The sequence below is a fragment of the Actinomadura sp. NPDC047616 genome, from assembly GCF_040642915.1.
Taxonomy (GTDB): domain Bacteria; phylum Actinomycetota; class Actinomycetes; order Streptosporangiales; family Streptosporangiaceae; genus Spirillospora; species Spirillospora miaoliensis.
This window is the reverse complement of the sequence record NZ_JBEYTB010000004.1, coordinates 179658-193692: the sequence shown is the minus strand read 5'-3', so window position 1 is coordinate 193692 and position 14035 is coordinate 179658. Positions and strand designations below refer to the sequence as shown.

9 protein-coding genes are annotated in these 14035 nt (G+C 70.5%); 4 read left to right on the top strand and 5 right to left on the bottom strand.

What is annotated here, in order from left to right:
- The first annotated feature begins 109 nt into the window (after nucleotides 1-109).
- Genes ABZ801_RS11680 through ABZ801_RS11670 form a run of 3 tightly spaced genes read left to right on the top strand, consistent with a single transcriptional unit; the run spans nucleotide 110 to nucleotide 2117 of the window.
- Nucleotides 110-616 carry a histidinol dehydrogenase gene (locus ABZ801_RS11680; RefSeq protein ID WP_360697103.1) on the top strand — a complete coding sequence of 169 codons (507 nt, stop codon included), beginning with the start codon at nucleotides 110-112 and terminating at the stop codon, nucleotides 614-616.
- On the top strand, nucleotides 613-1380 hold the full coding sequence (locus ABZ801_RS11675) for an SDR family oxidoreductase (protein WP_360696163.1): 768 nt from the start codon (nucleotides 613-615) through the stop codon (nucleotides 1378-1380). Before ABZ801_RS11680 ends, ABZ801_RS11675 begins: the two co-directional genes overlap by 4 nt.
- Nucleotides 1377-2117, top strand: a complete 741-nt coding sequence (locus tag ABZ801_RS11670; RefSeq protein ID WP_360696160.1) for an aldolase/citrate lyase family protein — start codon at nucleotides 1377-1379, stop codon at nucleotides 2115-2117. The genes ABZ801_RS11675 and ABZ801_RS11670 overlap by 4 nt, the downstream gene beginning before the upstream one ends.
- 154 nt (nucleotides 2118-2271) lie before the next feature.
- On the opposite strand, the gene ABZ801_RS11665 is transcribed toward ABZ801_RS11670, so the two are convergent.
- The 5 genes from ABZ801_RS11665 to ABZ801_RS11645 form a co-directional block, all read right to left on the bottom strand.
- Nucleotides 2272-3915 carry an Hsp70 family protein gene (locus ABZ801_RS11665; RefSeq protein WP_360696157.1) on the bottom strand — a complete coding sequence of 548 codons (1644 nt, stop codon included), beginning with the start codon at nucleotides 3913-3915 and terminating at the stop codon, nucleotides 2272-2274.
- 109 nt (nucleotides 3916-4024) lie between these two features.
- A complete protein-coding gene (locus tag ABZ801_RS11660; protein WP_360696155.1) occupies nucleotides 4025-6040 on the bottom strand; it encodes a hypothetical protein in 2016 nt (671 codons plus the stop codon).
- A gap of 80 nt (nucleotides 6041-6120) precedes the next feature.
- Nucleotides 6121-9570, bottom strand: coding sequence for an AAA family ATPase (locus tag ABZ801_RS11655; protein WP_360696152.1), 3450 nt, complete (start codon nucleotides 9568-9570; stop codon nucleotides 6121-6123).
- A gap of 5 nt (nucleotides 9571-9575) precedes the next feature.
- Nucleotides 9576-10811, bottom strand: coding sequence for a DNA repair exonuclease (locus tag ABZ801_RS11650; RefSeq protein ID WP_360696149.1), 1236 nt, complete (start codon nucleotides 10809-10811; stop codon nucleotides 9576-9578).
- A gap of 40 nt (nucleotides 10812-10851) precedes the next feature.
- A complete protein-coding gene (locus ABZ801_RS11645; RefSeq protein WP_360696146.1) occupies nucleotides 10852-11766 on the bottom strand; it encodes an exonuclease domain-containing protein in 915 nt (304 codons plus the stop codon).
- Between the two features lie 151 nt (nucleotides 11767-11917).
- Between ABZ801_RS11645 and ABZ801_RS11640 the strand changes: the two genes are divergently transcribed.
- Nucleotides 11918-14014: an N-6 DNA methylase gene (locus ABZ801_RS11640; protein ID WP_360696143.1), complete on the top strand. Its 2097-nt coding sequence runs from the start codon at nucleotides 11918-11920 to the stop codon at nucleotides 14012-14014.
- The last annotated feature ends 21 nt before the right edge of the window (nucleotides 14015-14035 follow it).

The window sequence follows — 14035 nt, the reverse complement described above, 5'->3', positions numbered from 1 at the left end:
CGCGCACGATCGCGTACCTGGGCGTGAGGTCGGAGCATCCCGTCCGGCTCACCTGTGGAGGGCGGTGTAGAGGGAGGGGCGGCGGTCGCGGAGGAGGTCGTTGCGGGGGGTGATGGCCTTGGACGCGGCGTTGTCCAGGTCGACGTCGGCGGTGGCGTGGGCGCCCTCGGCGAGCACCCAGCCGTCGGCGCCGACGATCGTCGTCCCGGCGGTCCACTCCTGGCTGGTCGTCGTGGACTCGGTGGAGGAGGCGTTCGCGGTCGCCGACGGCTACGCCGCCGAGCACCGCCGGGCGCTGGAGTCGATGCGCGACTACGGCGCGCTGTTCCTCGGCGAGGGCACCTGCGTGTCGTACGGCGACAAGGTCATCGGCACCAACCACGTCCTGCCGACGCGCGGCGCGGCCCGGTACACCGGCGGGCTGTGGGTCGGCAAGTACCTCAAGACCGTCACCTACCAGGAGGTCACCGACCCGGCGGCGAGCGCCCGGCTCGGCGAGGTCTGCGGCCGCGCCTCGCGGGTCGAGCTGTTCGAGGGGCACGCCCGCTCCGGCGACGTCCGCGCCGCCCGCTTCGGCGACGCGTCCCTCCCCTGGCGCGACGAGGCGTACGCGTGAACAGCAACCGGATCGCCGGGCGCACCGCACTGGTGACCGGCGGCGGCAACGGCCTCGGGCTCGCCATGGCCCGGGCCCTGGCGGACGCCGGCGCCCGGGTGATCGCGGTGGGCCGGGACCGGGCCAAGACGGAGGCGGCCGTGGCCGGGCTCTCCACGCCGGGCCGGGCCGCCGCCTGCGACGTCTCCGACCCGAGCAGCGTCGCGGCCCTCGCCGCCGAGCTGGCCGACGAGGAGATCTCCGTCCTGGTCAACAACGCCGGCGTACCGGGGCCCGTCAAACCGCTGACCGAGATCGAACCCGCCGAATGGGACGCGGTCTTCGACGTCAACGTCCGCGGCGTCTACCTCATGTGCCGGACGTTCCTGCCGCCCATGGTGGAGCGCGGCGCGGGCGACGTGGTCAACGTCGCGTCGGTCAGCGGCAAGCGTCCGCTCACCGCGCGCACCCCGTACTGCGCGTCCAAGATGGCGGTGATCGGGCTGACGACCACGCTGGCCGCCGAGGTCGGCCCGGCGGGCGTGACCGTCAACTCCCTGTCCCCCGGCCCGGTCGCGGGCCCGCGGATGGAGCGCAACTTCCGGCTGGAGGCCGAGCGCACCGGCACGTCCTACGAGGAGGCCGAGCGGGCGTTCGTCTCCCGCTCGGCGCTGGGCCGCATGGTCACCGAGGAGGAGGTCGCGGCGGCGCTGCTGGCGATGCTGTCGATGCCGGGCCTGTGCGCGGCCGACATCGACCTGTCCGCAGGAATGGTGGCGCGGTGAGGCAACGGGTGCGCGATGGGGAGACCCTGGTCGGCGGCCTGCTGCGCATGCCCGGCGAGTTCCTCGTCGAGCTCGCCGGGGTCGCCGGGCTGGACTACGTCGTCATCGACTGCGAGCACGGCCCGGCCGACCTGGTCGCCCTGCAGCACCATCTGACCGCGGCGCAGGCGCACGGCCTGCCCGTGCTGGTCAGGGTGGGGCAGGACGATCCGGGCCTGATCCTGCGCGTGCTCGACCTCGGCGCGGCGGGCATCATCGTCCCGCACGTGGACCCCCCCGAGGACGCCCGCCGCGCCGTCGCCGCCGCGCACTACCCGCCGCTCGGCGAACGGGGCTTCGCCACCTACAGCAGGGCGGGCCGGTTCGGAGCCGCGAGCATCCCCGACCACCTGCGGGACACCGCGGACCGCACGCTCGTCGTGGTCATGGCCGAGACCCCTCAGGCCTGCGCCAACGCCCCGGCCATCCTCGCCGTCGAGGGCGTCGACGCGATCATGATCGGCCCCGCCGACCTGTCGGTCGCGATGGGCCTGACCGGCGGCGCCGCCGAGCCCGCCGTCCAGGAAGCCACCGCCCGGGTCCGCTCCGCCGCCGAGGCGTCCGGCACCCCGATGATGACGATCGTCAACTCACCACCCCAGGCCGCCGAGGCCCCACCGGGCCTGATCGTCTACAACCTGGCCCACGTCCTACTAACAACCTTCCGAACCCTCACCGAACCCCGCCCCACCCCCTAACCCCCGGCCCGCGCGCCACCCCGACGCGCGGGCCGCATCAGCCCCCACGACCAACCTCCATCCGGGAATACGGCGCCCTCCGGAGAGCGGACCTTCGAAGAAGGCGGCTTAGCGGTCTGGCAGCGTCCTCGTCTTCCGCTTGAAACGGACGTGCTCACACCAGTCCCGGAGGGGCGTACTCCCGTTCGTGGTACCAGGCGATCGCCGGCACCAGCGGAGCATCCTGGGCCTGCCGGAGAACCAGCTCGGCGTGGTTGCTGCCACGTATCACCGGCCACTGGTCCACCCGCAGCGTCCACGTCCGCCGGTCCCCGTCACGGATCACCATGCGGCCGTTGCAGTAGATCTTGAACACCATGTTGTGGCCGAGCTTCAGATTCAGCCCGTCAGACGACCGCCCCTCGTACCTCAGCCGGAGGAACTCCCCGGAAACCGAGCGGACCCGCAGCCTCGCCCTGCCATGTCCCGGGCCGGGGAAGTCCTCTCCCCGCACCTCGTAGCCCAGGAAGGACTTGGTGAAGGCGTCCTCGGGCGAATAGAAGGGAGTGAAGGCTCGGTAGACCGTATGGATTCGGGTCTGGCCGCCCTCCTCGTATTCGAGCACGAAGTCGAAACCGGGACGGTGCAGGTTAAGCCGGTCGTACCCGATGGGGTCGGCCAGACCGGCGACGATCGCCTCGTCGGCGTCCACTCCGGCGTTGTCGTACACCACCGCGTCCGGGAACAGGGCGCCGATCCGGCGGCGTACGTAGGGGATGCGGCTCATCCCGCCGGCGAGAAGCACGTAGTCGATGTCGCCGGCGAGCCGGTCGTCGCGCATCTCCCGGAGCCCTGTGGGGGAGTGCGTGAAGTTCTCGGTCTGCTTGGCGGCCCGCAGCGCGGCCCACACCAGCCGCACCGCCTCGTCCATCTGCGGTTTGAAGCACTCTTCCAGTTGCCGCCTGGTGTAGGTCACCACGGGCAGCTGAATCGTCTTAACCCCTTGGAAGAGAATTCGGTGCCGCTCGCGCGTGGACAACTGGATCTTCCCTTTGCGTGCCTCGCGAAGTATCACGGCTTGCATCCATTCGGAGTGCAGCTGGTCGGCGCTCGCGCTGCGCTGGTCGATCAGCGTCTCCGTCAGCTCGGCCGCGATGGCAGTGTCCAGACGATCACCCGCCAGCTGGCGTCCGAGCGCCGACAGCACGGAGATCGAGGGGGACGGACCGCCCTCCACCTCCAGGACCGCGATGTCGAGAGTGCCGCCGCCCATGTCGAAGACGAGCACCCGCCCCTGCGGCCGTTCGCCGTGGCTGAGGTACCGGTCGGTCAGCCAGGCGATCCCGGCGGCGATGGGTTCGTCGATCAGTGCGGAGGGGGACACCGGGAGCCCCGCCTGCACGGCGAGCCCGCGAAGGCGCGCCCGCTGTTCGCCGTCCCACATGGCGGGGCAGCCGAGCCGGACCTCGTCGCTGACGCTGAGCGGCCTGCCCGCGGCCTCCGCCCGCCGGGCGATCTCGCCCAGCAGCGAGACGATCACGTGGTCCGCGTCGATCTGCCGTGACCCGGAGTCGTCGGTGATCTGGACGTACCTGCGGCCGTCGGTGATCGCGCCCTTGACCGACCGGATGATCTGCTCGATGGGCAGATTCTCCGCGTCCTCGCCGAGGAGCAGCTGACCGCCCCGATACCCAGCCAGCGAGGGGAACCAGGTCCGGCTGCGCCCCAGGGGGACGACATCGACCGGCAGTGTTCCGCTGCGTTCCGCCAGCAGCGAGGTGGACGTTCCGAAATCGACTCCAATGGCCCGCTCCGCCATCCAGTCCCCTCCACTGTTGATCTCTCGGATCGACATTAGAGGAGGGGAAGGACATTGTTGGGAGATGCCTCCCCGTCGCGACAAAAGCGGCCGGATTAGGTCATCCGAATCACGTTTCGGGCACGCTCACCAGCGCCCGGAACAGCACGAGGTTCTCATCATCCGATCGCCAGCGGTAGCCCGGTCGCAGCACCGTGACGGTCTGGCCGTCCTGTGGCGCGCCCACGAGCGGCTCATGTGTCTCCCGGTCGAACGTCGTTTCGACGCCGACGTCACCGATCGGCTCGAGTTCCTGGTCGGAGGCCAGCGCCCGAACCCGTTCCATCACCACATCGGGGTCGGCCTTACCGGCGGCCAGCTCTTCTACCTCGGCGGCAAGGTCTGCGAGGGAACGGACTGCATCGATCTTCACCTGCCGCTCCTGGGCGGCGCGCATGGACACCGATTGCCTGTGCGTCTCGCGCAGGCGGGCTTCCAGACGCTCGAGCTGCCCGAGCAGATCACGATTCCGTGCCTCAGCCTGCTCGGCACGCTCGGCGGCGAGCCGGGCATCGGTCCGCGCCCGCTCCAGCTCCTCTTCCAGGCGGGACATCCGGTCGTCCTGAGCCAGCAGCCGCAGCCAGTCCTCGACGGCCGGGTCGCTCGCGGCCACGCGCCGGAAGGCGTTCGTTACTGCTGCGGGCGGCACCTGTTGGACGAACTCTGTCGGCATGCCCATCAGCCTGGCCAGCCTGACCCGGCTGGTCACGTTCGGCAGTTCCCGCGCCAGCAACGGAGCGAGGATGCGTTCGGCCACGTCGGGCCGGGCGGTGACACGGCTGAGAGTACCGGCCGCGGCCTCGGCCAGGGCCGTCGCGGTCGCCCCTTCCCACCAGATCTCCTCGGTGACGCGCTCCGGCCAAGCCCGCGCGACCGCCGCCACCAGGACGGCCCTGCCGCCGTGCCGGGTGAACGGCAGTACGGCGGCCAGCCGGGCGACGGTATCAAGGTCCAAGGCGACGGCGTCTCGTTCTTTCGTCGACACCGAGGCCAGGTGCTCGCCAACCACCTTGACGACACGGTCCAGGACGGCGAGTGCATCCTTTCCCGGGTCGACGGCGACGGCGGCGGCCAACCTGATCAGCGCTGGAGCGGTCTGGAAGGGAGCCGGCTTCTCGGCCGCCCGGCGCAGCAGGCGAAGGGCCGCCGCGCTGAGCGCACGGTCCGGCGGTTGCCGTTCCCGCAGTTCCTCCGCGCCCGCTACCAACACCGCTTCGAGCGCTGCCGGATCGATGTCGGCCAACCGCTCGTCCACCGGCTCGGCGCCCCGTGGCAGCGCTGCCAGCAGCGCCAGCGCCGTGGTCTGGTCGTCGTCCTGTACGGACTCCACCAGCCGTTGGATCGCAACGTCGTCGAGCCGCCCCAGCCGGACCGCCGTGGCCAACGGGCGCCGGGTGTAGGCGCTGGCATCGGGCGCGGCCCCATCGCGCAGCGCCGCGGCGACAGCCTGCAACCAGGGCACAGGCTCTTCGTCGTCAGCCGTCGTCTCCATCAGGACGACGTCCTGTTCCGGCTCATCCGAGACGGGGGCCGGTGCCGCAGGGACCTCCTGCGTGACCGGTGTCGAGGGAGCTTCGTCCGTGGCCGGCGCCCCGTGCCGTTCTTGCTCCTGCGATCGGGTGGGCTCAGCCTGGGCTTCGGCCGGGGTTTCCGTGTCCTCGGGCAGAATGGCACACCACTTGTACCTTTTGCCGTCCACCTTGACCCGGTGGTGTTCCTTGAGCTTGGCCTGGGCCTTCTTCCACGCCATGTTCAGGACCGCTTGGTCCAGCCGGAGATCTGCGAGTTTCTGCTTGATCTGCGTGGCGGTCAGGTACCCGGGGTGCTCGCGGAGCAACTGGGTGAAGACGGCCACGGGGTCGGACTCCAACCTGGCGGTCAACCCTGCCAGGTCGACGAACGCCTCATGCCGCAAGGTCCCCGGCACCACGAAGGTCGTGTCGACAGTGATCCGGACGTCTTCTTCTCGTCCGTCATCGTCCCAGCGGACGGTCATGACCAATCCGCTGCGCCCGAGCAACGCCCCCGTGCGTACCCTCCCGTCGCCCTCCGGCGACCTGCTTACGACGATCTGGCCCTGATCCACGGCTGTCACTGTAGACGCCGCCACCGGCATTCGCCGCGTGACCGCCGCACCCGTCGATCAACGCCTTCCGCTCCGGCTGGTCAGTGGGGAAGCCGGTGGGTGTGGCACCGATTCCCCGGGAGGACGTTCGCGGCGCTGTGCACGACGTGCTCATGGTGCGTGAAGACGATGACCTGGAACCGGTCGGCCATCGCGTCCAGGACCCGCAGGGCTGCCTCGGTTCGTCGGTCGTCGAACGTCATGAAGATGTCGTCCACGGCGATCGGGAGGGTGTGGCCGCTGTCGGCGTGGCGCTCCAGAGTGGCCAGGCGCAGTGCCAGGTAGAGCTGGTCCCTCGTCCCCTCACTGAGCTCGGCCGGGGCCAACAAAGTGTCGTCGCCGGTCAGGGCGCGGATGCTCGGTCGTTCCTCGTCGGACAGCCCGAGCCCGCTGTAGCGGCCGCCGGTCAGTTCCCGGAAGACCGCGGAGGCCCACGCGAGAACCGGATCCTGGTCGCTGTTCCGGTACTCCTCCATGCAGGTCAGGATGGCGATCCGGGCGGTTTCCAGGCGCAGGTACTCCTCGGCCTCGTCGGCCAGGCCCGCGCAGATGTGCGCGGCGTCGGCCGCGGCGCAAGCGGCGTCGGCGCCGCCGTTGAGGCCGCTCAGCTCCTTGCGCAGTTCCGCCAGCCGTCTCGTCGCGTCCGCCTGCTCCTGCTCCAGCCGGTCGATATCTGCGTCCAGCTCCGCCACTTCGGCGCGCAGTTCGGGAAGTGTGACGTGTTCGGCCTGCTCGCGGAGGATCACGAGCTCCTGCCCACCTGGCAGGCCATCCTTGACCGAGGCGAGTGCCGTGCCTTGCCGCCGCAGCTCCTCGGCCCGTTTGACAGCGGGTTCCAGCTCGGTGGCGGAGGAGAGTTCCAGTCGTTCGGTGAAGCCCGCCAACCGGCTGTCGATCCTGTCGATTTCGGCGCGCGCCTGGTCGATCTCCTCCTGGTGCTCGCGCCGGCGCTCCTGGAGGTCTGCCCGTTTCCGGGCGGCGTCTCGCTGCTCCGTCAGGTCCCGCACGAGGGAACCGACAGACTGCCGCCAGCCGACGGGGCCGGGCGGGACAGGGCGGTCGCAGGCCCGGAGCGTCGTTTCGAGCGCCTGTGCGTACTGGGCGGTTCGCAGGCTGTCCAGTTGGGCGGTGCGGTCGACGTCCTCTGCCCTGTCAACGTCCTCGGCCACCTTGAGCAGGCGTTCCAGGTCGGCGATGGCGATGTCGTAGTCACGGCCTTCGCCCAGGTGGGCCTGCGCCAGGAAACGCCGCCACCACCGATCGTGCTCGGCGACGGCCTGTTGCGCCGCGCTCCGCGCCGCCTCCGCATCGGCGAGCTGCGTTTCGGCATGCGCGAGCTCTCTTTCGGCCTCCGCGCGCTTGTCGGAGTCCGCGCGGTGCGCGTCGATCCGGATGGCGGCCATCTCCATCAGTTCCGCCAGGATCGCCGGGACGGTCGTGTCGCCGGTGACCTGCGGATCGTCGTCCGACACCCGCAGAAGCCGCCGGAACCTGGTGGTGTGCCCTTCGAGCCGCCGGCGCTGCGCGTCCAGGTCGATGCGCATGTCCCGCAGTTCTTCCGCAATGCTCTTCAGCTGGTCGAGCCGCTCCAGGACCCTTACCGCCCGGGCGATCGGCGGGGGCTCGGACGGGTACGCCTCCCAGAGGGTCTCCCATTCCTTCTGGGCCTCGGCCCGCCTGCGACCCAGGTCGTCCAGCGCGGCCTGGTGACGAGGCAGGCCGTCTACGAGATGTGCGATCTCACGTTCGAGGGACGCGCGCTCCTCGACCTGCTGGGCGTGCCGCAGCATGGTGTCCGCGGCCTCGTCCGCCTCCCGGACGGCGGCCACGGCTGACGGCATGCGGGTCGGGTCATCCGGCAGCAGGCCGACCAGCTCGTCGCGCTTTTCGCGCAGTGCCCGCAGCTCGTCGCGAGTCGGCGGGGCAGCTGCCGACAGGAGCCGGTCGAGGTCTTGCCGGCACTCGGCCAGTCGGCGCTGCTCGCGTTCACGCTCCGCGTGGACGGCTTGCTCCTGCTGGTCGAATTCGCGTTCTTCGGCCTCCGCGGCCTCCACCTGTGCGGGGTCCGGAACCCGCAAGATCAGCGCATCGGCCGCCGGCATGTCGGGCAGGCCGAGCTCGACCAGATGCCCCCGGAAACGTTCGACCTGCCGTTGCAGACGGACTTCGGTATTGCTCAGCGTCGTCAGCACATCCCGTGGAACCGCGTCATGCGCCGCCTGCAGCTGGGAGACGTCCTCGGCGAGCGGCAGCGCGCTGAGGCGTTTGTCAGCCTGTTCCCGGTTCCGCCGCCACTTGTCCGCATCCTCCTGCGCGCGGCGCAGCTCCGTGCGGTGCCGGAGCCCTTCGTCCCGGAGCCGACGGCCCTCGTCCAGAAGTCCGCGCGGGCTCCGGTACAGGTGAGTGTCAGCGAGGGTCGCCTGCGGATGGACTTCCCGCAGCAGCGACTCGGCCTCCCAGCGAATCCGGACGGCCTCCCCCGAGGAGCTCTCCTGCCGCGCCACCGTCTCAAGGGCGGCCTCCAGCTCCGCGGCCAGCCGTTCGATCTCGGCCTCGTGCGGCAGCAGCTCCTCTCCTGCGACGATCTCGCCGAGTCGCTGTTCGACGCTCTGGAGCGTGCCGGAAAGCGCGGTCAGCGTTCCATGGTGTTCACCGCGTTGGGCGAGCAGCACGGGAAGGCCCTGGCAGATGTCGTCCGGGGCGCCGGGGCCCTCGGCGGTGATCTGTGCGATCCGTTCCTCCAGCTCGCGCAGTCGCTGCAGGGCGGGAAGGCTGTCGCGGAGCCGCCGGCGTTCCTCCCGCCGCCGCCGGACGTCCCGAAGCCGCTGGGTGACGGTCGCGAGCTCCTCTTCGGCCGCGGTCACCGCCTCTTCGGCCCTGCGGTAGGCCTCGGGCCGCAGGACGGCGTCGCTCTCCCGCCACTTCGCCTCCTGCAGCTTCGTCAGGGCCTGGTTGATCGACGGCTTCTGCCCCGTCTTCAGGTAGAGGGCCCGCTTACGCGCCTCGATACTTTCCAGGACGGCGTTCAGCCGGGTGCCGGACCGGGCGGCGGCCAGCAGTTGCGCCATGTCCCCCGAGCCGGAGGCGAGCAGTTCTCCGCCCGTGCGCAGCTCCTCGCTGTCGAGGGCGAACTCGGTGGTGAACGTCCTGCGGTCGATACCACCGAGGAACGGCGCGAGGGCCTCCTCATCGATCGGCGTGCCGGTCCCGTCCAGCAGGGGCTCGCGGCGCTTCTTCTGCCGGATGATCTCCAACGCGGCGCCGTCCGCTGCGGAGAGCCGTGCCCCGATGCGCGTCTTGGCCCCATACCGGAAGGCGTGGCCGGAGTGGTGCTCGATGCCGTAGAGCAGTTCGTGGAGCGCCGCGCGCGTGGTGGACTTGCCGGCCTCGTTCGGGCCGTACACCAGGTGGACGCCCGGTGCCGCGAGACCCTCCAGGCTGAAGCCGTCGAACACGCCGTAGGCGATGAGGTCGAGTCGTTCGATGCGCATCTGTATCACCGCACTTCCCGCAGGAGGGATTCAACGAGCTGGTAGGCGTCCCCGGTGAGCCGTTTCAGGTACTCCGAATCGTGCAGGTCGATGCCGTCCCGTCCCTTGACGTCCGCCGGAAGTGCGCCGACGATCGGGTGCTGTTCGAGCTTGGTGATGAGCCGGTGCGGGGACGCGCCGAGATCCCCCAGCGTGCGGCGCAGGTCGGCGAGAATCCCGCTGGCGTCGCCCGTGTCGAGATGCTCGCTCGACGTGCGGATGTTGACTTTCTCCAGCCAGAGGTTGGCGTGGTGGCCCGCCGCGGCGCGCAGCTCATTGACCAGGCGGTCGCGCTCCCGCCAGAGGGAGGTGTGCGCGGCGGTTCGCCCGGTCAAGGTGACCCGCACCGCGACCAGCTCGTCCTGCGGAAGTTCCTGGAATTGCTGCTGGACCAGGCTGAGCGCCTGGTCCAAGTCATCGACACCGGCGAGGTCCACGGTGACGTCGTCCCACAGGGCCGCGTGCATATGATGCCGATCGACGGAGCGGACCTGCAGGGTGGTGTCGTCGACAGTGACGATCACGCATCCCTTGGGCCCGACCTCGCGCGCGTGCCGCCCCTGAAGGTTGCCGGGGTAGACGATCCAAGGCTCCTCGCTGACGATCCGGTACTTGTGGATGTGCCCGAGCGCCCAGTAGTGGTAGCCGCGCGCCTCCAGGTCCGAGATCGAGCACGGCGCGTACCGCTGGTGGTCGGGGTTGCCTCCCTCAAGGGCGGTGTGCAGCAGCCCGACGTTGAACATGCCGCTGTCGCGGGGCGGGTAGCCGGCGGCGAGGTTCTCGGTGAGGTCCCAGCGGGCGAAGCCCTGGCCGTGAACCGACAACCCGATCTTGTCGTTCCGAATGGTCTCGGGCTTCTCCGTGGCGAGAAGGTGCACGTTCTCGGGAGGCCGCAGCTTGCGCAACGTGCGGTTCTGCGCGTCGTGGTTGCCGGAGACCATGTAGACGGCGATGCCCGCCCGTCCCAGGCGGGTCATCTGCTGGTTGAAGTACAGGCCGGTGTGGTAGTCGCGCCACTCGCCGTCGTACACGTCGCCTGCCAGCAGGACGGCGTCCACGGAAAGGTCGATCGCGAGCTGGACGAGGTTCTCCAGCGCCCTCCGTGTGGCCAGCCGCAGGTCCTCGGCCGGCGCGCCCGGGTAGCGCGACAGTCCGCGCAGCGGGCTGTCGATATGGAGGTCGGCGGCGTGCAGGATCTTCATGCGCCTTCTTTCGGGGAAGTCGGAAGCCGGTGAAACGCGGTCATGCTTCGGCGACGGAGAGACGCTCCAGGAACTGCTCCACGTCGATGATCTCTATGTCGAGGCCCTGCTCTCGGTACCGCTCGGCCTTGGCGAGCTTGCCGGTCTTCGTGGCGCCGGGCGCGAGCTGGCGGGGATCGACCTCACCCATCACGAGCAGATCGACGGCCTTGGTGAGGTTGTCGACGGTCCACGCGCCGAGTGCCGCGATCCGCTTGCCGGCGTCGCGCTTGGTCATCCCCGGCTTCCCGGTGAAGCAGACGGTCAGGCCGTAGAAGGGGTTGTCCGGGTCGGCGCCGGGATCGGCCTCCGGAAACGGCGCACGCCGCGTGCTCCCCCGGTGGCGGCATCCCCTACGCCGTCCGTCCCGGAACTCCCCCATCTGGATCTGGTCAGCCTCCAGCAACTCCTCCAGCGTGGCCACTTCCCGCTGCGCCAGTGCGGCGAGCACGATCCGGGCCGCCGCGCGGACGTCGGACAGCACGTCGTGGTGGATGAGGTCGATGTCAAGGTGACCGGCGACCACCGGCAGGCTCCAGGAGAGCAGTTCCGGCCACGCCCGGCGCGCGATGACACAACTGCAGGCGAATCGCAGGTCGGGGACATCGACACCGCTCGCCTCGCAGGCACCGGCGAGAAACCGGGTGTCCGCCGGCGCGTAATGCGCGACGAAGGGGTCCCCGTCGGCGAACGCCATGATCTCCTTCAACGTCTCGCGCCAGCCGGGGGCGTCGGCCACCTGGGCCTCGGTGATGCCGTGGATGCTCGTGTTCCAGGGATCGAAGTGGTCATGACCCGCCGGCGGCCTGATCAGCGAGGACCACTCGTCGACGATCCGCCCCTCTGTCACGCGGACGAGCCCCACCGCGCACACGCTCCCCGGGAACGCGTTGGCCGTCTCGAAGTCGACCGCCACCCAACCGGCCATTCATCACTCCTCGAACGGAGGGTCAACGAAAGCAGGAGCCATGAGACCATGAAGTGAAAGCATCGTCAAACCGTTTACTGGCTCCGGCGTTGTGTGTACAGTGGTGCCACCCGCCAGAGCAGCTCCCGCAGGAAGCCCGATGCCGCAGCAGTCCGAGCAACTCACCGCCGCCGAGATCTCCCGGCTCGCCGGGGTCACCCGCGCGACGGTCAGCAACTGGCGCCGCCGCCACGCGGACTTCCCGCGCCCCAGCGGCGGCACCGAGGCCAGCCCCACCTACGACCGCGTCCAGATCGAGGCGTGGCTGGCGGCGCGCGGGCAACTGCCCGAACCGTCTCCCAAGGACGAACTGGCGGCCGAGCTGCGCACCCAGCGGGAGGACGCGCCCCTCAGCGCGCTGTATCCCGTCGTGGTCGCACTGTCCCGGATGGCGCCGGAGGCGGTCGGCGAACTGGCCGCACGCCCCGAGACCGCACTCGTCCAGGAGCTTGCGGAGGTCACGGAGCCTTTCGCCGATGCGGTGCCGGCCGTCGGCGGGCGCGTCTTCCGTCCCTGCGACGCCGCGCTGCTCCGTGCGGTCCTGAAGTGCGTGCGCGAGGAGGGCGCCCTGCCCACGGTCGAGCTGATCGGCGAACGGCTCGCGCCGGACACGACCGTCCGGGGCTCCTACCCCACCCCGCCGCCCGTGATCGAGCTGATGATCGACCTGTTGGCGGACGGCGTCCCGTCCGCGGTGCTGGACCCGGCGTGCGGCACGGGCGGGTTCCTGGCCGCGGCCTCACAGCGCGGAGCCGCCCACCTCTACGGCCAGGACATCGTGACCGAGCGCGCAGACTTGGCCGCCGCGCGACTCGGCGTCCTGGCCTCGGACGCGACGGCGACGATCCGGACCGGCGACAGCCTGCGCAACGACGCCTTCCCCGGCCTGGCCGTCGACGCCGTATTGTGCAACCCGCCCTTCGCCGACCGCTCGTGGGGACATGACGAGCTCGCCTACGACCCACGCTGGGTCTACGGCCTCCCACCCAAGCTGGAATCCGAACTGGCCTGGATACAGCACTGCCTCGCGCATTTGAAGCCGGGCGGCACCGCCGTCATGCTCATGCCGCCGGGCGTCGCCGAGCGCCCTTCCGGCCGACGCATCCGGTCCGAGCTGGTCCGTAACGGCGCGGTACGCGCGGTCGTCTCCCTCGCGCCTGGCGCGGCTCCGCCGTTCAACGTGGGGCTGCACCTGTGGGTGCTGCGCCGCCCGGACCCGTCCCATCCATCGGCCGACCCCGTACTGTTCGTGGACGCCTCACAGGCGGACGGCTGGGACGCCGTACGGGACACGACCCTCGAAGCATGGCGGTCGTTCGTCAACGCCCCGGCAGATTTCGAGCCGGTACCCGGGATCGCCCGGGCGGTACCCGTGCTCGATCTGATGCACGCGGAGATGGACCTGACCCCTGTCCGGCACGTCCGCACAGTGGCACCGATCGCCACTCCCGGCGACTTCGCGGCGGCGGTGAACCGGCGGCGGGCGGAGCTGCGCAGAGCCGCCGAAACCCTACTGGCGAACGACGGCACTGACTGGCCCCCGGTCGGGGACGAGCCCGTGACCTGGCGAACCGTGACCGTCGGAGACCTGCTGCGCGGCAACGCCCTGGCGATGGAGCGCGCCGTCACCGGATCCCGCGGCGCCGGCGAGACCACGGGCGGCGGGGACGCGCAGGTGATGTCCGCCCAGGACGTCACGAGCGGCGGCGCCCCGTCCAAGAGCCAGACCGACTACAACATCCTGTCGCCGGTGCTTCTCGAGGAGGGGGACGTCCTGCTTCCCGAGATCATCAGCGGCGGGATGCGCGCCCGCGTCGTCGGCCCGGACGATGCCGGCAGCGTGCTCGGGCCGCACGTGCTGCTGTTCCGCCCGGACCCGTCACGGCTGGACTCGTGGTTCCTGGCCGGGTTCCTGTCGGCCGAGGAGAACGTGCACGGAGCCGCGACGGGAACGTCGATCATTCGCATCCAACCGCGCAGGTTGCGCGTCCCACTCATGCCGCTCGACAAACAGCGCGAGTATGGGAGGGCGTTCAGACGGATAGCCGCGCTCCGGCGAGCGGCCGAGATCACCGGCCGCCTGGCCGAGGAGACCGCGCGCGAGCTGAGCACCGGCCTCACCGCCGGAGCGCTCGCCCCGCCGGGTCATAACCCTGGCAAATCCCAAGCGGACACCCCCGCGAACCGCAAGCATTGAATACCGCCCCACCCGGAACCG